This window comes from Acidimicrobiia bacterium (assembly GCA_029210695.1).
Classification (GTDB): domain Bacteria; phylum Actinomycetota; class Acidimicrobiia; order Spongiisociales; family JAHEDJ01; genus JAHEDJ01.
Genome location: JARGFH010000020.1, coordinates 21,380 through 40,863, shown reverse-complemented (window position 1 = coordinate 40,863; position 19,484 = coordinate 21,380). Strand labels below are relative to the sequence as shown.

19 protein-coding genes are annotated in these 19,484 nt (G+C 63.4%); 12 read left to right on the top strand and 7 right to left on the bottom strand.

Annotated features, from left to right (window positions below; all coding sequences use genetic code 11):
- The first annotated feature begins 39 nt into the window (after window positions 1-39).
- The 7 genes from clpS to P1T08_08300 all read left to right on the top strand — a co-directional run bounded on the left by clpS (window position 40) and on the right by P1T08_08300 (window position 5,481).
- Window positions 40-270, top strand: a complete 231-nt coding sequence (gene clpS, locus P1T08_08330) for an ATP-dependent Clp protease adapter ClpS (protein ID MDF1596088.1) — start codon at window positions 40-42, stop codon at window positions 268-270.
- On the top strand, window positions 267-719 hold the full coding sequence (locus tag P1T08_08325) for a DUF2017 family protein (GenBank protein MDF1596087.1): 453 nt from the start codon (window positions 267-269) through the stop codon (window positions 717-719). The genes clpS and P1T08_08325 overlap by 4 nt, the downstream gene beginning before the upstream one ends.
- Window positions 671-1,915 carry a class I SAM-dependent RNA methyltransferase gene (locus P1T08_08320; GenBank protein MDF1596086.1) on the top strand — a complete coding sequence of 415 codons (1,245 nt, stop codon included), beginning with the start codon at window positions 671-673 and terminating at the stop codon, window positions 1,913-1,915. Before P1T08_08325 ends, P1T08_08320 begins: the two co-directional genes overlap by 49 nt.
- Before the next feature lie 153 nt (window positions 1,916-2,068).
- On the top strand, window positions 2,069-3,274 hold the full coding sequence (locus P1T08_08315) for a M15 family metallopeptidase (protein MDF1596085.1): 1,206 nt from the start codon (window positions 2,069-2,071) through the stop codon (window positions 3,272-3,274).
- 5 nt (window positions 3,275-3,279) lie between these two features.
- Window positions 3,280-4,332 (top strand): XdhC family protein, encoded by a 1,053-nt coding sequence (locus P1T08_08310; protein ID MDF1596084.1) that lies wholly within the window; start codon window positions 3,280-3,282, stop codon window positions 4,330-4,332.
- Window positions 4,333-4,387: 55 nt separating this feature from the next.
- The gene (locus tag P1T08_08305; protein ID MDF1596083.1) at window positions 4,388-4,978 is read left to right on the top strand and encodes a nucleotidyltransferase family protein; all 591 of its coding nucleotides are present in this window, start codon (window positions 4,388-4,390) and stop codon (window positions 4,976-4,978) included.
- 98 nt (window positions 4,979-5,076) lie between these two features.
- Window positions 5,077-5,481 carry a DUF4332 domain-containing protein gene (locus tag P1T08_08300; GenBank protein MDF1596082.1) on the top strand — a complete coding sequence of 135 codons (405 nt, stop codon included), beginning with the start codon at window positions 5,077-5,079 and terminating at the stop codon, window positions 5,479-5,481.
- Window positions 5,482-5,582: 101 nt separating this feature from the next.
- On the opposite strand, the gene P1T08_08295 is transcribed toward P1T08_08300, so the two are convergent.
- From P1T08_08295 to P1T08_08280, 4 genes are all read right to left on the bottom strand, one after another.
- Complete coding sequence (locus P1T08_08295) at window positions 5,583-6,149, bottom strand: hypothetical protein (protein MDF1596081.1); 567 nt, start codon at window positions 6,147-6,149, stop codon at window positions 5,583-5,585.
- The gene (locus tag P1T08_08290; GenBank protein MDF1596080.1) at window positions 6,146-6,529 is read right to left on the bottom strand and encodes a helix-turn-helix domain-containing protein; all 384 of its coding nucleotides are present in this window, start codon (window positions 6,527-6,529) and stop codon (window positions 6,146-6,148) included. Before P1T08_08290 ends, P1T08_08295 begins: the two co-directional genes overlap by 4 nt.
- 87 nt (window positions 6,530-6,616) lie before the next feature.
- Complete coding sequence (locus P1T08_08285) at window positions 6,617-7,816, bottom strand: 1-acyl-sn-glycerol-3-phosphate acyltransferase (GenBank protein MDF1596079.1); 1,200 nt, start codon at window positions 7,814-7,816, stop codon at window positions 6,617-6,619.
- Window positions 7,813-8,760 carry an NAD-dependent epimerase/dehydratase family protein gene (locus P1T08_08280; protein ID MDF1596078.1) on the bottom strand — a complete coding sequence of 316 codons (948 nt, stop codon included), beginning with the start codon at window positions 8,758-8,760 and terminating at the stop codon, window positions 7,813-7,815. Before P1T08_08280 ends, P1T08_08285 begins: the two co-directional genes overlap by 4 nt.
- 56 nt (window positions 8,761-8,816) lie before the next feature.
- On the opposite strand from P1T08_08280, the gene P1T08_08275 reads away from it, so the two are divergent.
- Genes P1T08_08275 through P1T08_08265 form a run of 3 tightly spaced genes read left to right on the top strand, consistent with a single transcriptional unit; the run spans window position 8,817 to window position 11,130 of the window.
- Complete coding sequence (locus P1T08_08275) at window positions 8,817-9,092, top strand: hypothetical protein (GenBank protein ID MDF1596077.1); 276 nt, start codon at window positions 8,817-8,819, stop codon at window positions 9,090-9,092.
- A gap of 5 nt (window positions 9,093-9,097) precedes the next feature.
- Entirely contained in the window at window positions 9,098-10,111 is a 1,014-nt protein-coding gene (aroF, locus tag P1T08_08270) for a 3-deoxy-7-phosphoheptulonate synthase (protein ID MDF1596076.1), read from the top strand.
- Window positions 10,108-11,130 carry a prephenate dehydrogenase/arogenate dehydrogenase family protein gene (locus P1T08_08265; protein ID MDF1596075.1) on the top strand — a complete coding sequence of 341 codons (1,023 nt, stop codon included), beginning with the start codon at window positions 10,108-10,110 and terminating at the stop codon, window positions 11,128-11,130. The genes aroF and P1T08_08265 overlap by 4 nt, the downstream gene beginning before the upstream one ends.
- Before the next feature lie 113 nt (window positions 11,131-11,243).
- On the opposite strand, the gene P1T08_08260 is transcribed toward P1T08_08265, so the two are convergent.
- Both P1T08_08260 and P1T08_08255 read right to left on the bottom strand, forming a co-directional pair.
- Entirely contained in the window at window positions 11,244-12,419 is a 1,176-nt protein-coding gene (locus P1T08_08260) for an amidohydrolase (protein ID MDF1596074.1), read from the bottom strand.
- A gap of 87 nt (window positions 12,420-12,506) precedes the next feature.
- The gene (locus P1T08_08255) at window positions 12,507-15,434 is read right to left on the bottom strand and encodes a bifunctional [glutamine synthetase] adenylyltransferase/[glutamine synthetase]-adenylyl-L-tyrosine phosphorylase (GenBank protein MDF1596073.1); all 2,928 of its coding nucleotides are present in this window, start codon (window positions 15,432-15,434) and stop codon (window positions 12,507-12,509) included.
- 41 nt (window positions 15,435-15,475) lie between these two features.
- On the opposite strand from P1T08_08255, the gene P1T08_08250 reads away from it, so the two are divergent.
- Entirely contained in the window at window positions 15,476-17,185 is a 1,710-nt protein-coding gene (locus P1T08_08250) for an NAD+ synthase (protein MDF1596072.1), read from the top strand.
- A 109-nt stretch (window positions 17,186-17,294) separates the two neighbouring features.
- Window positions 17,295-18,128: an aminotransferase class IV gene (locus P1T08_08245; GenBank protein MDF1596071.1), complete on the top strand. Its 834-nt coding sequence runs from the start codon at window positions 17,295-17,297 to the stop codon at window positions 18,126-18,128.
- Here the strand turns inward: P1T08_08245 and P1T08_08240 are convergent.
- Window positions 18,116-19,426, bottom strand: a complete 1,311-nt coding sequence (locus P1T08_08240) for a peptidoglycan DD-metalloendopeptidase family protein (protein MDF1596070.1) — start codon at window positions 19,424-19,426, stop codon at window positions 18,116-18,118. The two genes, P1T08_08245 and P1T08_08240, sit on opposite strands and share 13 nt — an antisense overlap.
- Between the last annotated feature and the right edge of the window lie 58 nt (window positions 19,427-19,484).

Below are 19,484 nucleotides of genomic sequence, written 5' to 3'. Positions count from 1 at the left end.
GCGACCCGCGACCCGCGACTTCTCCACTAGCGTCGCGGTATGGAAACGTGGAATGTGATCGTGTGGAACGACGAGGTCAATCTGACCGCCTACGTTGCCTATGTGTTCAGGCGCCTTCTCAATCTGACCAGGAGCGATGCCACTTCGCTGATGCTCGACATCCACCGGCGCGGGAGGGCCACCGTGGCCGCCGGTGCACGCGAGCACGTTGAACTGACCTGCTTCCGGCTGCGGTTCCATGGCCTCGACGCAACGCTGGAGCGGGCATGAGTGAACCCTTTGCGCCGTGTGCGGGTGGGGTCCGGATGACGCTGGCCCCCTGGGAAGTCGAGTTGCTGTCACTCGTCCCGGCCTTGCTCGATTCCGTCGGCAAGTTCGACCCGGATCCGGCAGCCGCCCGCCTGTCTTTGCGGGCGTATCCATTGGATGACGAAGCCGACGCCGAGTTCTGCCGGCTTCTGGCGAGCGAACTGCAGCACGGTCGGGCGGCCGATCGATCCGCCTTCGCACTGACTGTGGAAGGAGGCGTCGAAGGCGTTGTGCTTTCCACCGCGGAGGCGGAGGCGTGGTTGCGGGTTTTGACCGAAGCGCGTCTCGTGCAAGCAGCGCGAGCAGAGCTACCCGGCGGTGTCGAGCAGGAATCGGACCAGGCGCTCTTCGACTATTTGTCGTGGCTGCAGGGTTCGCTGGTGGAGATTCTCGACGAGGTGTTGCCCTGACCACCATCCGCATTCACGACATCGCGCACGGAGGGGAGGCCGTCGGCCGCCTCGACGGAAAGGCTGTATTTGTGGACGGTGCTTTTCCAGGGGAAGTCGTCGACGTCGAAATCCTCGAAGAGCGCAACTCCTGGTCGCGAGCCGCACTTGTATCGATCGTGGAGCCTTCCGGAGATCGAATAGTCCCGGCCTGCCGGCACTTCGGTCGCTGCGGTGGGTGTCAGTGGCAGTATGCCGCCCGTGAGATCCAGGCGGTGTGGAAACGCGATGTTGTCATCGGTCAGCTGCGCCACCTCGGGAAGATCGACGATCCCGACGTTCGCCAGACGGTGACTCCCGGTCCGGCATTCGCCTATCGAAATCGAATGGACTTCCGCGTTCAGCAAGGTCGACCCGCTCTGCACCGTCGGCGCAGCCGCGAACTCGAGATGCTGGACGGGTGCCCGCTGCTGGCCGAACCACTCCGCGCCATGCTCGATGAAATGGGCGACCTCAGTCCGATGCATCGGGTCACTCTTCGGGCCGGGATCAACACGGGTGATCGGTTGGCAGTGGTGTCGGGTCCCGTCCCTGAGGCTGCACACCAGTGGTCGTTCCCGGTGTGCAGGGTCAGGCGGGGTCGCCCCGAACCGATTGGCGGCGCTCCCTTTCTCAGAGAGACGATTGGTGATACGACGTTCCGGGTCACGGCTTCCGCCTTTTTCCAGAACAACACTGCCGGGGCGGAAGTCCTGGTCGACCTGGTTGGTGCTGCCCTCGACGTTGCGCCTGCTGACACACTCCTCGATGCGTATGCCGGCGGCGGCCTTTTCAGCCTGACGGTGGGGCGGAGCGCAGGACGCGTGCTGGCGGTCGAGTCGGCAGGAATGGCCGTCGACGATCTCGTTCACAACCGCGGAACGGCCGGCATCGAGGTGGAGGTCGTGGCTTCGACGGTTGATGGAGGAATCAACCGGGGTGAGTGGACGGTGGTCGTCTGTGATCCACCCAGATCGGGTCTGGGGGCCGACGGCGTTGCCTCCATCACCAGGTCGACCCCGCGCACCATCGCATACGTTGCCTGTGATCCCGCCAGCCTGGCCCGTGATGCCCGGCTGCTCGGGGAGGTTGGCTACGACCTCGACTACGCGGTTCCGGTCGACATGTTCCCGCAGACATTCCACGTTGAAACGGTCGCCCGGTTCCAGCTGCGCTAGACACTTTCTCCGCAATGCTGTAGTGCGTTTTCGCGCTCTTGTATTGCTGGGAATCTCCTTGACCTTTTCTGCGCAATGCTGTGGTGCGTTTTCGCGCTCTTGTATTGCCGAGAAAACTGCTGTTGGCGACCGAGTGGAGGGTACGCTGGCACTGTGAAACTCGGGACTTCAGCCGGGGCGATTGTCTTCGCCCATCCGGTGGGCGTCTACTCACGTGCGAAGTTTGTCGTTGCGATGGTGCTGACGATGGTTCTCGGCCTCCCTCTGACTCCCGCGGTCGCCGCCAGCGGGACCCCGGGATCCGCGGTGATCGGCGTCTACGAGCCGGGCGGACTCTCAACAGAAGCCGAACTGGCGGTCGTCGGCGTGGCGGCAGAGCACGGTGCCCGATCGGTTGCGCTCCATCGTGGGACGATTCAGCTCACCGGCGTCTATCGATCCGGATTCGTCGTACAGGAGCCCGAGCCCGGCTACTTCATCCCCATGTCTTCGCTGGCGATCGACCCGGGCCGGTCCGCGCCGCTGATCGGCGGGGACGTCGCCGCCGCGCTGCGGGCGGGCACGGTCGTATTTGGTGAGACGTCTGCGAATCTGCGCGGCGCGCAGGTCGGCGACGATGTCGAATTCGTCGGATGGGACGGCTCGAGACAGCGGTTGGTCGTGGGCGCCATCGCCCCGGATGAGTCCATCTGGTGGAGCGAACTCGTCTTCTCAGAAGCCATCGCGGCGTCCTTTGGATTCGAGCGCAAGTCGTCGATGGCTGTATGGGGATTTCGAGCTCAGGACGAAATCGTGATCGATCTCTGGACACGCCTTCCCGACATCAGACTGAGGATTTCGAGTGGTGACGATCCGGCCGATCCGGATGGGGTCATGCCGACGGTGCTCGTGAAAGAGAAGTTCGGTGAGTTCTCCTACCGGCCCACCGGTGACGGCGACCGGGTCGTGATCGAGCAGGCATGGAAAGACGCGAACATCGTCAACGTCACCCTCCCACTACTCGGACCCTTTCGCTGCCATCGCGTCGTCGTCCCTTATCTGCGCTCCGCTATCGATGAACTCATCAATGAGGGCCTATGGGCACACATCGACCGGCAGGACTTCCAGATCGCCGGCGGCTGCTACAACCCGCGCTTGATCCGTGGGGGGGACAAGGGGGGCGCGGTCTCCCGCCACACGTGGGGCATAGCCATCGACATCAATCCGAACGACAACCCCTATGGGGGCCGGATCGGCATGGATCCTGATATCGCCGCCATCTTTCAGAAGTGGGGATTTGCCTGGGGTGGCGGCTGGACCTACACGGACGGCGGTCACTTCGAGTGGAACCACGTCCCCGATCATCTCCTCGAGGACTGATCCGGGTGAACCTCGCACGGAGCCTCGAGGTGGCCCGGCGGTGGGAATCCGAAGGGAAGGCCGTGGCGGCCGCCACTCTCGTTCGCGTTCAGGGTCCGGCGCCCCGTCCGCTCGGCAGCAGATTCCTGGTGTCGTCCGCCGGGGACATGGAAGGCTCCGTCTCGGGAGGGTGCGTCGAGAACGACGTGTTCCTACATGCCGAGCAAGTGCTCGAGAGCGGCCAAAGCAAGCTCGTCGGCTACGGCATATCGGATGAGGCTGCGTTCGAGGTCGGGTTGTCCTGTGGCGGCGTTATCGATGTGTTCATCGAGCGGTTTCGAATCGACGAGGTCGGGCGATTTGTTGCTTCTCAGCGGTCCGGGGCGCTCGCCTCCGTCGTCGACGGGCCCGGTGCAGGAACACGGGGTGTTTTTGACCACGAACTCGGCCTGATCGCAGCGGACCTCCCCGCGGAAGTTGTGGAGGCGATCCTGCCCGCGGTCCGGATCGTGATGGACACCGAGCATCCCACGATCACGTCGGTGGCCGGGAGTGAAGTGTTCGTCGAACCCGTTGCTCCACCGCCGAGGTTGGTGATCTTCGGTGCAGTCGAAATCGGCCAGGCTCTGAGTGCGCTGGCAGCCCGCGTCGGTTTCTCAGTGATTGTGTGTGACCCGCGTTCGGCGTTCACGACTCCAGATCGGTTCCCCGACGCCGGGCAAATCATCACCGCCTGGCCCGAGGAAGCCGTTGATCAACTGGCCTTTGATGACCGTACGTTCGTGGTGGTGCTGTCGCACGATCCCAAATACGAGGATCCTGTGGTCCGGGCTGCACTCGCCCGGGGGGTTCGATATCTGGGCGCGATGGGAAGCCGCAAGACCCACGCCAAGCGACTGGAACGCCTGGCCGGTGAGGGAATCCCGCCTGCAACGCTGGCAAGAATCCACGGGCCAATCGGACTCGATCTCGGGGCCAACGGCGCACGAGAAACGGCTGTGGAGATTCTGGCTGAAATGGTCCTCGTCCGGCACGCCACCGGCACGGCCGGATCGTCGAGCCTGCCATCAGCCGGCTGATTCCGGGTGGTTGCGCCGGCCGTATAGTGGTGCCTCGTCACACCTGAAGGATTCGATGTCGGTCGCCGCGCTCATTCTCGCTGCAGGCTCTTCCACCCGTCTGGGGTCGTCCAAGCAATTGCTTCCATGGGGCGAAGGAACGTTGCTCGGACACGTCATTGAGCGCACGCGATCGTTTGGATTCGATGAGATCTGGGTTGTGATCGGTCACGAAGCCGAGGCGGTGCTCGATGGTGTCGACTTTGGCGATTCGGCTGTGGTGATCAACGAGGAGTACGAGGAAGGCATGGCCTCGTCGCTTCGGGTGGGTCTGGACTCCCTGTTGAGGGATTCGCGAGCCGACAAGGTCTTGATTGCGATGGGCGACCAGCCCGAGATTCGCGCAGACGTTGTCGCAGAGATGCTCACCGTGCTCAAACGAGAGAAACGGCCGGCCATTGTTCCCAGGTACCGGTACACGTGGTCGAACCCGGTCATCGTCGACCGCTCACTGTGGACCCGCCTGATGAGCCTCGAAGGCGACACCGGAGCTCAACGGCTCCTGCAGGCCCACCCGGAATGGGTGCGCGAGGTCTGGGTCGAGCACATGCCGCCCCGCGACGTCGACACCCAGGACGACGTTGCTGAGCTCCAACCACGCAAGTGACGAGCAAGGTGGCAGGCGAACTCGGTAGGCTGGCCGACGAGAGTAACCCCCGCTGCGGCGGGGAGCTGACTCGATGAGATATCGGGAGAGGAGCGGGAGTGCCGTCAATCGACGCCGTTGAGGGGATCGCTCAGCGCACTGCTACGAAGCTGAGGAAGAACGGGATAAGAACAACCGAAGCGCTCATGAAGCGAGCTGCAGATCGCAACGGGCGCAAGGCATTGGCTGCCGCCACCGGTTTTTCCGAGAAGCAGATCCTCGAATGGATCAACCGCGCCGACTTGATGCGATGTAAAGGGATCGGAGGCGAGTACTCCGATCTGCTCGAGGCTGCCGGTGTCGACACCATCAAGGAACTTCGCCGCCGAAATGCAGCCTCTCTCACGAACAAGATGGTCGAGATCAACGAGAAGAAGAAGCTCGTTCGGCGGCTGCCCACCGAATCGATGGTGTCACGCTGGATCGAGTTCGCCAAAGACCTCGATCCGCTGGTCAAGCATTGAAATCGGGCCCCCGGCCGTCTGAAACCGGACCGGCCATCGGCGCCCAAACGAGTTGAGGGCCCCTGAGGGGCCCTCAACTATGTTCAAGCCGAGATGGTCTGCTACTTGGCTGCAGTTGCCTTGGCAGCCGGCTTCTTGGCGACGGGCTTCTTGGCTGCAGTTGCCTTGACGGTCGGCTTCTTGGCCGCAGCTGCCGGCTTCTTGGCGGCAGGTTTCGTGGCTGGAGCCTTCTTGGCAGCAGGCTTCCTGGCGGGAGCCGTCTTGGCAGCCGGCTTGCGCGCGGCGGCGGTCTTGGCGGCCGGCTTCTTCTCGACCTCGATCACCGGCTTCTCGATCGTCTCACCGGGTGAGAACGACTCGCGCCAGGAGGTGAGGATGTCCTCGAGTTGGTCCCGCAGCTTGCCGACGCGCTCCTGGATCTCGTCGAGATCGACCCGGGCACTCAGGTCTTCAACGACCTTCTGCTCGGAGATCTTGCCGATGAGCTTCTCTCCTTCGTCGGCCCAGAGGTCGAACTCCTTGCGAGCATCATCGGTGAGCTTCTCGCTGACGTCGCCAAACCGTTCGGTCAGCTTGTCCGAGAGATCCTTAAGTGCATCACCGGTCCGCTTCAAACCGACCAGCGGGGCGCCGACGGCGGCGTAGAACGCCTTCTTCGTTTCGATCATGGTGTCTCCTTATTGTCCGGCTCGATCCCACCGGCCTCGATGAGAGTCCGGTAGAGGTCGAGCAATACTTGTTTGTGGCGGATGCTCAACGTCGGGTCTGCCTCGACCGCCTCGACAACCGTCGGGGGTGCGAAGCCTTCGTCGAGCAATCCTGCCCTCACGTACATCGATTCCGCCTGGATCGACAACTCCCGTGCGAGCGACTTCAGGATTTCGGCGGAAGGTTTCCGTAGTCCTCGTTCGATCTGACTGAGGTAGGGATTCGAAATCCCCGCCCGGTCGGCCAGTCTTCGAAGTGACATCTTGGAACGTTCACGTTGCTGGCGGATGAACGCCCCGAGCTCGCCTATGCCCGAGTTCTCTTCCTGTTTCTCACTCACATTAGCAATATAACGCAGACCGCTAACTATTGCAAGCGCCCAGGTTCGACGAGACCCTACCCGGCCGTGAATTGCATCCGAAGCGGTTCAGAAGACCGAACCGCGGTCCTCCAGCATGTCATCGAGCGCACGCTGAATGACCTCACGAGTCTGCTCGGCTATCTCGAGAACGGTGAGCCGATCGGTCGGGGCGCCGGGGTCGGGCATCTCGATGGGCTCGAGGAACCTGATCCGCCACTTGACCGGCAGAGGAATCGGGTTGAGAAATACACCGATCTCCTCTACCCGCTGCTGTGGGAAGAACAACTTGAACAACTGAGCCAGGCGGCGAGAGCTGAAGAGTGCGGGGTGGACATCTTCAGATCCGACGATGGCGACCGGGATGATCGGAGCTCCAGCTTCGATAGCCAGCGCGGCGAACCCTCCCCGGCCGAACCTGCGGAGCTGGTATGCCTCGGCGTGCGGTTTCTGGAAGGCCGGAACTCCCTCAGGAAAGGCACCGAGCAGATAGCCGTGGTTGAGTACCCAGCGGGCGTCCTCTTTACTGGCAAAGGCCGCCCCTGCCTTTCGGTAGAGGTGTGAAAGGAACGGAACGAGGTTGAGGATCTCGGTCCCGACCACGCGTACCCGCCTGGGGAGCGCGGCCTCGTTGACGACGGCGAGTTGCAGCATCATCCCGTCGTAGGGGATGAAGGCGCCGGCGTGGTTGCTGACCAGGACTCCTGCTCCCTTGGTCGGCACGTTCTCGATTCCTTCGACTTCCACCCTGAAGTATTCGAAGTAGAGGAAATTGGCGATGTGCCAGATCATCTCGGAGACGACGGGGTCGAGCCCGAGGGCATCGTTGTCGTATGAAGCAAGTAGGAGATGGCGGATCAGGGCGGGCCAGGTATCTGCCCCGAGATGGCCGGCGGCCGGCACCGCCAGGTCGGATATGTCCACGCCCCCATGGAGTGCACAACGTTCCTGTTCGGCAATGGCCGGGAGGCCACAGGAGAAACCCTCGATAGTCCGGAGCGTGCACGATCTGCGCGGGTCGACCATCCATTCGAATCGATGGCCGGCGGAAATCCGTCGGCGGCGTGCATCGGACAGGTCCGGGAGTGACGGCATCGATGCCCGCACAGTCTCTGACTGCTTGGGCGGGGGCTGCAGTACCGGTTGGAGCGCAGCAATCAGCTGTTCTTTCGTCATCGTCGAGCGCCCGCGGATCTCTGCGGCGCGGGCGAATGCTCTGAGTTCGTCGCGGCTCAAACGTCCGAGCAGACCGGAGATTGAGTCGCTCACGACGATGTCCCGGGACTGCGGACGCGTCCATAGCCCGCCAGGACGGCTTGCCGAGCGGTGAGCTTTGGCCTCCACCCGAACGAATCTTTCATCAGTGTCGTGTCCATGACGCGGCCGTTTCGAAGGTAATCCTCGAGGTTGCCGGGGAATGGATTGCCGAGTGCGCGGAGCGCCCGCATAGCTGCCCGATGCTGCGGTGCGGGGAGCGGTTGGGCGATACGACGGCCCAACCTGAGGATGCGGCTGAGATAGAGCTGACCATCCGCGGCGATATTGAAGGTCCCGGGAACCGGCCGGGCCACCGCATGCAGGATGGCCGAGACTGCGTCCTCTTCGAAGATGACCTGCATCCGCGGGTCATACCCCAGGAGGGTTGGTACTACTGGCAGTTGGAGGTATCGACTGATCGGATTCCCGATCTCCGCTCCGAGGATGGGGGCGAAGCGCAGCGTCGTGAATGTCACATCGGGAAGGTCGCCGGCGACCTCGGCGAGGAGCTCCTCGATATCACGGATGCTTCTGGTGTGGGCGCTGGCCGTGCGTCTCGGCTCGGTTGACTCGGTCACGATGGACGGTTGCCTTGGCCCCGATCCGTAGAACGCGGAGTCAGACTTCATGACGACCGTCTCGACGGTTGTGCATCGCTGCAGGGCGCCGAACAATCCATGTGCGCCCATGACCACGCGGCTGTGCGATTTCTCTCGCCCGAGGATCGCCGCCCTATCGACTGCTTGCAGATGAACCAACGCCTGTGGCCGGGCGTCCAGGAAGAAGTGAGCGAACTCGAGTTCGTCGATGGCCAGCTCGTGCATCGGCGAGTCGAACTCGACGCTCGGACGCAACTCGTCAACTGCGATGACCTCGACATCGGGTTGCCCCTCGAGCCTTTGAATGAGGCGGCCGCCCGTCCACGTCGCCGCTCCCGTTACCATGATCCGCCTCATGCGCTGAAGTGTACGTGTCCGGACGACGTGTTCATTCGGTCGTTACCATGCCGCAGATGCGAGCGCTCTTACTCGAGTCACCTCCCGACCTACCGGCCGATTGGCTGCAGGAGTTGACCGACGAATTCATTGAAGACCCCCAGTGCCGGATGGCACTGTTCGGTGGCGATGAAACCGGTGCTGTGTTGTTCAGCCTGTGGGATCCAGGCGTTGTCGATGAAGTGGCTGAGGGGCTCCGGGCGGCGCTGCCGGATCGAGCGACCATCCGGACCCTGGCACTGGCCGACGGCGGGTTCGGCGATCCCGCAGGTGATGAAACGCTGCGACAATGAGCGCCATGATCATCGTCATGAAGAAAGACGCGACCCCTGCCGACATCGCCCACGTCGTCGAGCGTTTGGAGAGCATCGACTCGCAGGCCCACATCTCTGAGGGTCGACTGAGGACTGTCATCGGAGCACTCGGCGATCGCGTCCTCATCCAGCAGCTCCCCTGGGAAGCGATGTCCGGTGTCGAGCGAGCCGTCCCCGTTCTCAAACCTTTCAAATTCGTGAGCCGGGATTTCCAGGAGGAAGACACGGTGATCGATGTGCGCGGCGTCGCAATCGGTGGCGGGACCTTCACTGCGATTGCAGGCCCGTGTGCGGTTGAGAGCCGCGACCTCCTGTTCAGGGCCGCCGAGGCTGTGAAGAAGGCAGGGGCGACGGTCCTGCGCGGCGATGCGTTCAAACCCCGCACTTCGCCGTACTCGTTTCAGGGCCTCGGCGAAGCCGGACTCGAGATGCTGGCCGAAGCCCGTGAAGAATTCGACATGCCGTTCGTGGCAGAAATACTCGACCCGCGCGACATCGAGCTGTTGTCCTCATATGCCGACATCCTCCGGGTTGGGACCCGCAACATGGCCAACTACACGCTGCTCACCGAGGTGGGACGGCAAGCCAGGCCGGTGATGCTCAAACGAGGGTTCACCGCCACGATCGAGGAATGGTTGAACGCCGCCGAGTACATCTACAAGGAGGGCAACCACGAGATCATCATGGTCGAGCGCGGCATTCGGACCTTCGAGACCGCGGCGCGCAACACCCTGGACATCACGGCGGTGCCGATTCTGAAGAGTCTTTCTCATCTCCCTGTGATCGTCGATCCGTCCCACGCAGCCGGTCATCGCTATCTCGTCGCTCCACTCTCGAAGGTGGCGGTGGCGGCCGGCGCCGACGGGTTCATGGTCGATGTTCATCCCGATCCAGAACTCGCCAAAGTCGATGGAGCCCAGGCCCTGCTGCCCGAAGAGTTCGCCGAGTTGATGGTGTCGATCCGCAAGCTGGTTGCGGCGGTCGGTCTCCAGGGGTGACGGTTCGATCGGCGGCCGTGGTCGGAACGGGTTTGATCGGTGCTTCAATCGGCCTGGCGCTGCGGCAAATCGGATGGAAGGTGACGGGTTGGGACCCGGACGACTCAGCGCTCACCACCGCACTCGAGGTAGGTGCGCTCGATGCCTCCGCCCGATCGATGGTTGCTGCGATCCAGGGTGCTGGCTTGATCGTGCTGGCCGGTCCACCTCGCGCCGTCATTACCACTATCGGCGACCTCTCCACAGATGCGCTCGTGATCGACGTTGCCGGCGTGAAGGACCCGATCTGCCGGGTGGCGAACCATCTCGATCATTTCGTCGGTACCCACCCGATGGCCGGTCGCGAACAGTCGGGTCCGGGTGCCGCTTCGGGTGCCTTGTTTCGTGGGGCAAGCTGGGTCGTCGTCGAGGACGGTGCCGGCTCCGACGATCTCAGCCGGGTGGAGGATCTCATTGTGTCGTTGGGCGCAAATCCGGTTCGCATGTCTGCCGCCGATCACGATCTGGCCGTGGCGATCGTCAGTCACCTCCCGCAGGTTCTAGCCGCCACCTTGCTCGGCGAGGCCGAGCGCCATACCGAGGCTCTTCCCCTGGCCGCCGGTAGCTTCCGCGACTTGACTCGGGTGGCATTGTCAGATCCGGCGCTGTGGTCGGAGTTGCTGGGAGAGAACCGATCGGCGGTGGTTTCCGAACTCCGGAGCTTTGCGCACCGCCTCGACGGCATCGCAGACGATGTGGAGTCGGAGTCGAGCGTCATGCAATTCCTCGAGCGAGCGAGGGACTTGCGCCGGACACTTGCTCCGCCGGTCATGGCGGTCCGGGTGATTCTCGAAGACCATCCCGGCGAACTCGCCGCGGTCGGTCGCGCCCTCGCCCTCAGCTCCGTTGATGTGCGTGACCTCCAACTTCGCCACGGACCGCAAGGCGGTGGAGGTGTCTTGACGCTTTCTGTTCGCCCCGGCGAAGCGGAAGCTCTGAGCGATGCTCTGTCCGCAGAGGGCTTCAAGCTGGCCGATTGACACCAAGTACCTAGTACCTGGAGCCAGTTCTGGGTTCTAGGTTATGAGGTTCGGCAGGCCCGATCGCCATCCGACATAGCCCTGACGGGCGGTTCGAAGGGCAACGCGGTTCGTTACCACTTGCACTGCATCAGCCGCAGCAGGCTCGCCGCTCCGATCAGGATCCCGTGCTCGATCGCGTCTTCGTTGATGTCGAATGCGGCGGAGTGCAGGTCGACCTTCTCGTCATGGCCCGCGGAACCGAGTCGCAGCAACGCTCCGGGGACGAGATCGAGGAAGCGAGCGAAATCCTCAGCGCCGAGGCTGGCATGCGTGGCCGCGATGGCCTGAGTCCCGAGTACTTCGTGAATGGCGAACTCGACCTCGGACAGCACGCTGGCGTCGTTGATCACCGGTGGTATTCCTCGTTGGTAGTGCACATCGGCGGTGGCGTGGACCGGTGCCACGATCTCCCGCACAAGCGTCTGCACCCGATCCGGCATTGAATCCCAGGTGTCCCTGTCCAGGATGCGAACGGTTCCCGTCATTGTCACGGTGGTTGGTATGACGTTGTCGGCCTTACCTCCGTGGATCGTCCCGAACACGAGCGACATCGGCGTCCTGGCATCGAGCGTTCGGTTGAGGAGGGTCGGCAGTTCGGTGACGACCCGTCCGGCGGCGTATACGGCGTCGACCGTCTCATGAGGTCGGGCGGTATGACCGCCTGGTCCGCTGATTGTGATCTCGAAGCGATCAGACGAACTGGTGATGGCTCCAATCTTGAGGCCTACCTTTCCGGCGGCCAGCGTCGGGTCCATATGAAAGGCAATCAGCGCAGAGACGTCTTCGACCACGCCCTCGCGCACCATGTCGAAAGCACCACCCGGGAAAATCTCCTCAGCAGGCTGGAATATGAATCGGACCCTCCCCGGCAACTTCCCGTACTCCGAAAGTACGAGGGCAATGCCGAGGCCAATGGCGGTGTGGCCGTCGTGTCCGCACGCATGCATCACGCCGGGGTTGGTCGAGGCAAACGAAAGCCCTGTCGCCTCGCTGATCGGCAACGCGTCGAGATCTGCACGGAACCCGACCATGGTGCCGTCTTCTCCAAGATCAGCCGTCAGACCGGTGTGCCCGAGTCGAACTCGAGGCCGGATACCGATGTCGCGGAGGGTCGCATCGACCAACGCGGTCGTTTCGTGCTCTGCATTCCCCAGTTCGGGATTCGCGTGGATTTTCCTGCGGAGATCAATGGCGGTCGGCGCGATCGCGCGGACGATCTTCTGGAGTCGCTTCACATCGGTATTCATCGCTGCCTTCCTGACCGCGCCGACGGGGTGACAGAACCGGCGGGGGCACAATGGTATCGGCTTCGTGATCGGCCCGCGTCGCCGGACTCAATCCTCATAGAAACGTCGTTCGAAGACCCGACGGGCCCGGCGTGTCACCCGGCGGTAGTCCTCACGCAGCTTGCCGACCGAGCCTCCTCGATAGCCGAGTGACAAAGCAAGGCGGGCAAGCTCGGTCGGGTCGGTCGGCAGCGAGCCGATGTCCCGGCCCGTCTGGATGTAGAGGCGGTTGCGGATCTTCGTGCAGAACTGGTGGGCGGCTGTGAGGCTGTCGCCTTCCTGAGCACTCAGCAGATCGGCGTCGACGGCGCCGGCGATAGCCACGAGCGTCGCCGGGGCGCGCAGTGCCGGCACCAACGCTCCGCCGCGCATCTGCAGCAGTTGGACGAGAAACTCGATATCGACGAGACCTCCTCTGCCCAATTTGAAATGGAAATCGGGATCCTCACCTGGAGGTATCCGCTCGGCTTCGATGCGAGCCTTCATTGTTCGGATCTCGCGGACGGCCTCCGATGAGAGGTGATCCGGAAATGCGAATACGCCTGCCATGGCAACGAAACGTTCGCCCAGTTCAGGGTCGCCGCCGGCACAACGCGCCCTAATGAGCGCCTGATGTTCCCAGACCGCCGACCAGCGTTCGTAATATTGCCGGTATCCGTCCAGTGTGCGGGCGAGTGGACCGTCCTTGCCCTCTGGTCGCAGCCCCGGATCGATTCTGAAGGCAATGCCCTCCTGGGTCACCTTTCCCAGCGCGGCGCTGAACCGGCGGGCGAGTTCATCGGCAGCTTGGCGAGCGGGCTCTCCGTGGAGATCTTCGGGGGCGTCGTAGACAAAGAGAACATCGAGATCAGATGGGTAGTCGAGCGACCGGCCCCCCCATTTGCCCATGGCAATGACTGAGAAAGAGAGCCCGGCATTTGGTGTATCCGCGAATTCGTCCCCGGCCACCTGCAAGGCGGCGGCGACGGCTCCGTCTGCCAGGTCGGCGAGCTCCCTGGCCGGCAATTGCTCCCCGCTCAAGTCGAGCAGATCCCTGGCGATGATGCGCAGCGTTGCGCTGCGCACGTATCTCCGCAATGCGTTCAATCGGCGGTCATAGGTCGGACGCAACATGACGTACTCGACTGCGTCTCTTGTCACTTCCGTTGGGTTCATGGGTCGGCGGATGCGAATGTCGTCACCGAGTTCCGGGAGGATGCGCGGGATGCGGTCGATGAACCGACCGGCCACGCGGCTTGCGCCGAGCAGATAGCAGAGTCGCTCCGCAGCTACCGGGTTGTCACGAAGTACTGCAATGAGCGGGGTGTTGTCTTTCGTGGTCGTGACCAGAACCCGGAGTTGCTCCAGACCGAGATCCGGATCCGGCGAGCGTGACAGCCACTCAAGCAACAACGGGAGCGTTTGCTGCATCAGCTTGGAACGCCTGGACAGGCCGGTGGTTAGATCCACCACTGCGCGACGCGCCCCGGCGACGTCTCTGAACCCGAGTGCCGAAAGCTGGCGAGCCGCACCTTCGGCGGTGAGGGCAACCGTCGGTGAGGCGGCAAAGGCCTCGAGTAGCGGGCGGTAGAAGAGACGCTCGTGAATGGTTCGCACCACGCTCCGGTGTGTGACCAGATCATGCTCGAATGAGGCGAGGGCCGATCCGGTGGCGCCGTCCCGGTAGGTCATCGCCTTGGCGAGACGTTCGCGCTCCGGGGTGGATTCGGGGAGCATGTGGGTTTGGCGAAGGTCCACCAGCTGGATCCGGTGCTCGAGTGTGCGCAACCACACGTATGCAGTCGCCATCGCCTCCGCGTCCGGCCGGCCGACATACCCTTCGTCGGCGAGTGTGTGAAGGGTTCTCAGCGTGTTCGGCGAACGCAAGTTGGCATCGAATCTCCCATGCACCAGTTGCAGTAGTTGCACTGCGAATTCGACGTCCCGGATTCCCCCGATTCCACGCTTGATCTCCGCTTCGTCAACCCCCTGCTCGGCGGCCCGCCCCTCGATGCGTCCCTTCATCTCCCGGACCTCTCGCACGGCCGACGGGTCGAGTGTCTCGGGATAGACAAAAGGCTCGATAGCGGCGAGGAAGGAAGCACCGAGGGCAATATCGCCGGCCGCCGGACGCGCCTTGATGAGCGCCTGGAATTCCCAGGTGCTGGCCCAGCGCTCGTAGTAGGCCCGGTACGAGTCCACGTCGCGCACCAGGGGACCGTTCTTCCCTTCGGGTCGTAGATCGGCGTCGACCCGATAGGCGGCGCCTTCGGAGGTGATCTGGGAGAGGGTCGCCATGAAGGTGGCGCAGACTCGCCCGGCGTAGTCGGCTGCTCGCCCCACATCCATGGACGGGGGATTGCTGTGAACGAACAGGACGTCGATATCCGAGGAATAGTTGAGCTCTAGGCCACCCCACTTCCCCATGGCAACGATCGCGATGGGAACAGGAGGCAGATCGGCGTAGCGCGGCGTGGTGCGCACTTCCCGATGGGCGGATTCGAGTGCGAGCGCCGCCGCCCGATCGGCCAGCTCCGCCAGCTCTCGACCGACGGCGACGAGGTCGTCGTAGCCCATGAGGTCGCGCACGGCGATTCCGAGCATCGAGGCCTGAACGAAGCGCCGCACCGCGCGGAGTGCATCGGCCTGCGTGTCGGCCAAGCCCGGCTGCGGAGGTCGGCCATCGGTGGGTCCCGGCAGCATGCTCGGCTCATTGAGTATTCGCTGGGAGAGAACGCGACTGGCCCCCGCCACTGCCACCAGCGCCAGACCGAACTGGAGGTCCGCCAGCGCCCTGGCGGCGACCCCCGGATCTCGATCGAGGATGGCAGCGATGCGCTCGAGCGCTCCCTCCGGATCGGGCCCCGAACGGACGGCCCGCAACAGGGGGACGGCCGGTTCGCAGACCACACCGTTGGTGAGCCACCCGGCCTGCGCCAGGAGCGGGACCAGTTCAGGCCAGATGCCGTATCGCGATGGTGACCTGTCGCCGTGCATTCCTGCCTTTGCGTTGGTTGACTCGTTCCTAAGCTACGCCTATGCAAAACCTTCGCGTAGCGGGTGCGCAACTCGATCTGGTAGTGGGCGACCTCCCCGGCAACGAGGAGAAGATCCTAAGTGCGATGGCGAAAGCGGAGGAACAGCACGCCGACGTGTTGGTTCTGCCTGAGCTCGCCATCACCGGCTACCCGCCGGAGGATCTGTTGTTGCGCCAGGGATTCATCGACGCCAACCTCGAAGTGCTCCACCGACTGGCATCGGCTTCTCGCCGAACGGTGACGCTGCTCGGATTCGTAGACCGGGTCGTAGTCGGGCGGATTGCCACCAGCGATGCTATCGAGCGAACGCTCGCCAATGCGGCGGGGCTTCTGTACGACGGTGCGGTACGGGGGGTGTATCACAAGGTCCTGCTGCCCGACTACGGCGTTTTCGACGAGACCCGCTACTTCATCCGGGGGGGCAATGGAGCTGCCCTGTGGGGATTGGACGGAGTTGCAGCCGGTGTATCCGTATGTGAGGACATCTGGGTTGCCGCCGGGCCTCCGGCGCACCAGGCAGCCGGCGGCGCACAGGTGTTGCTGAACATCAACGCCTCGCCCTTCCATTACGGCAAAGCCACCGAGCGCGAAGCGATGTTGCGGCAGCGCACGCTCGAGGCGGGCGTTCCGCTCGTATACGTCAATCAGGTCGGGGGGCAGGACGAGCTCGTCTTCGACGGTGCCAGTCTCGTGCTGGCCGCCGACGGGACCGTCCTCTACCGGGCGCCCCAGTTCGTCGAGCACTTCTTTGTGGTCGACGTGCCGATCTCCGAGCGGCGATCGAGTCGCGTCATCGACTCGATCTCATCCGGCCGGGCCGAACGTCGCCCACTCGAACCGCTTGCACCGGTCCCGCTACTCGACCCACCCGAGGCGGAGGTGTACGGGGCGCTTGTGGTTGGACTGCGGGACTATGTTCGCAAGAACGGTTTCCACCATGTGGTAATCGGACTCTCAGGAGGCATCGATTCGGCACTGACCGCAGCCCTCGCCGCAGACGCCCTTGGGCCGGAGCAGGTGTTGGGGATCTCAATGCCCTCTCGCTTCAGCTCCGAAGGTTCGGTTACCGACTCGCGTGACCTGGCCGAACGATTGGGGATTCGCTTTGAGGTCGTGCCGATGGACGACGTGTTCGAGGCCTATCTACAAACGCTGAAGCCGGTGTTTGCCGGTGAGCCGTTTGGAGTGGCCGAGGAGAACCTGCAGGCCCGTATCCGGGGGGCCATCCTCATGGCGGTCTCGAACAAGTTCGGAGGAATGGTCGTGGCGACCGGCAACAAGTCCGAGATGGCCGTCGGCTATGCCACTCTCTACGGGGACATGGCAGGCGGCTACGCGGTCCTGAAAGACGTCTTGAAGACCCTTGTCTATCGCTTGGCCGCATGGCGCAACACCGAGCGTGAGGTGATCCCTCCTTCCATCATCGAGAAACCGCCGTCTGCCGAGTTGCGACCCGGCCAACTGGATAGCGACAGCCTTCCCGATTACGACGAGTTGGACGGGATTCTGCGTGGATACGTCGAGGACGACCTGTCGGTGGCCGGTGTAGTTGCCCGTGGCTTCGCCCCGGACGTTGTTGCCCGAGTCGCCCGTCTGGTGGATCAGAACGAGTACAAGCGGCGGCAGGCGGCGCCGGGTGTGAAGATCACGACCAAGGCGTTCGGAAAGGACCGCAGGCTCCCGATCACGAACGGCTACCAGGGCCGTTAGCGACTTCGGACACACTGAGAATCCGCGCGGCCCCGACTGCCTCAACCAACTCCGGAGGGCCGATGACTTGCGGCCTGCTGCCTTTCTCCCACCGGCTAGCCTCTCCCGCATGCGAGTTCTGATAGACGGCAAAGAGGTCGACCCCGTCACTGCCTCTATCTCCGTGTTCGACTGGGGGGTCGTGCGAGGTGACGGCTGTTTTGAGGCTCTCCGGTCGTACGACGGCGTCGCCTTCGCCGTAGATGCTCACCTGGATCGGCTCATGAACAGCGCGGCCGTGCTCGGTATGGGGACGATGCTGCCGGATCGAAGCTTGATCGCCGATTGGGTAGAGACAGCCGCCGCCGACGGCGGGGATTGTGTGGTGCGGGTCATCGCCACCCGGGGCGGAACGGATGTACACATCGACGCCCCGCCCAGGCTGATCGTCTTTTGGGAGGAACTGCCCCTCCTCCCGTCCTCCATCACGCTCGTTGAGATATCGGCCCCCTGGCATTCCGGAGGGTTCCCCTGGAAGCTGGCAGGAGTGAAGGGCCTCTCATACGGACCGAACATGGCATCCGTGCGCATGGCGAAGTCGGCAGGATTCGACGACGCATTGCTGGTCAGTAGGGAAGGGATCATGCTCGAGGGCCCGACGAATTCGGTCGGCTGGGTCGTCGATGGAGTAGTTGAGACCCCGTCACTCGACCTTGGCATTCTCAGCTCGATCACCCGAACGGTGACCCTGGAGGTAGCGGCCGACCTGGGCATAAAAGTGCGCCAGGGCCGTTTCCCGACGGAGCGACTCGATCGCGCGCAGGAGTTCTTCGTCCTGTCGACCGTGAAAGAGGTGACGTCGGTCAGCCGGGTCGGGGAGCGCAGATTCGCCGGCGGGCCGGTCACTCGAGCGTTGGGCGCCGCGTTCAGGGAACGGGTCCTGGCAGCTACTCACTCGATCTGATCACATGGCGGTGGGCCGACCATTCCCAGCGCCCTGGCAATCATCTCTGCCATTTCTCCATTCGTAACGTACCGGGTGAGAGAGGGGCTGCAGTAGGCGAGCGGAGTGCTGCCGTCGCTCTGCTCCAACAGCGAACCGGCCAGATCCTCGACGGTCATGAGCGTATCGAGTTCGGTCGTGTTCATTTCCAGCAGGAGGGCCGCCAGCTCTCTCAGATCCTCGAAGGTGATGAGGTCGTTGGTGCAGAATGCTTTGAGCGCGCACGACGACAACGCCCGTGGCGGCCGGACGAAACCGGTCCTGCTTCTCAACCTGTCTTGCCAGGGACCTTCCGGACTTCTCGCCAGCCGCACGTCGGTGATGTCCAGGTCGGTGATGCGCTCCACCAGAGTGGCGATCTCGAGGCCGCTTATTGGCGTATCCGGGCAGAAGGCGGCCGGGTCATCGCCACATCCCGTGAGAAGACCCACCGAGGTCAGGGTCGAGATCGCCTCTGCAAACGGGCTTCCATCGTCGTCGGCGAATGGGCCGCGGAAGTCCTGGATCTCAGTCGGCCGACTTCCTGCCGAGAGGCTGGGCGCCGGGTCGACGGCAGTTCCCGACGGATCCCGCAACTCGAAATGAAGGTGTGGTTGCGAGTCTTCGGCATTGCCGGAATCGCCGACCCAGCCGATAATTTGTCCGGCCGTAACCACCGTGTCGACCGCCAGGCCGGGCGCGATGCCCCATCCGAGGCCGTCATCCGTGCCGAACGTATCGTTGTTGAGGTGGATGTACCAGGTGGTCCAGCCGTCGTCATGGCGGATGGCCAGCGCGCAGCATTCCGGAGCCACCCAGGAAACGCGGCCGTTCGCCGCCGCCACTACCGGGGTGAGAGACGCTGCCGCGACATCGTTGCCGGCGTGCTGGTGATCGGAGCGGTCCGCGCCGAACGAGGATACGGCCACAGATTTCCCGGCCACCGGGTAGACGAGGTTGTAGACGAACGGTGTGCAGGCCGGCTCAGCCGGTTCCTCGATGGGGGGAGCTTCTGCCGGGGCCTCTTCTGCCGGGGTCTCTTCTACCGGGGTCTCTTCTACCGGGGGTACATCCGTGGGCGGTTCTTCAACCGGAGGGACCTCAGCAGTTGGATCATCGGCGGGGATTGCCTCCGGTCCGTACAACTCGGGAAACAGGTCTTCCAGCGTGACCGGCGCGCAGGTCGGGAGATCCGTAGTTGCTTCCTGCGCGACGACGGGACCCGTCGATGCAGCCAATACGAGCACAACCAGCACGAATTCCCAGCAAATCCGCCTCACCTGTCAGATCTTACCCTGCCTGTTCGTCGGTTGATGGGGAACTTTGGCGATGGTCGTG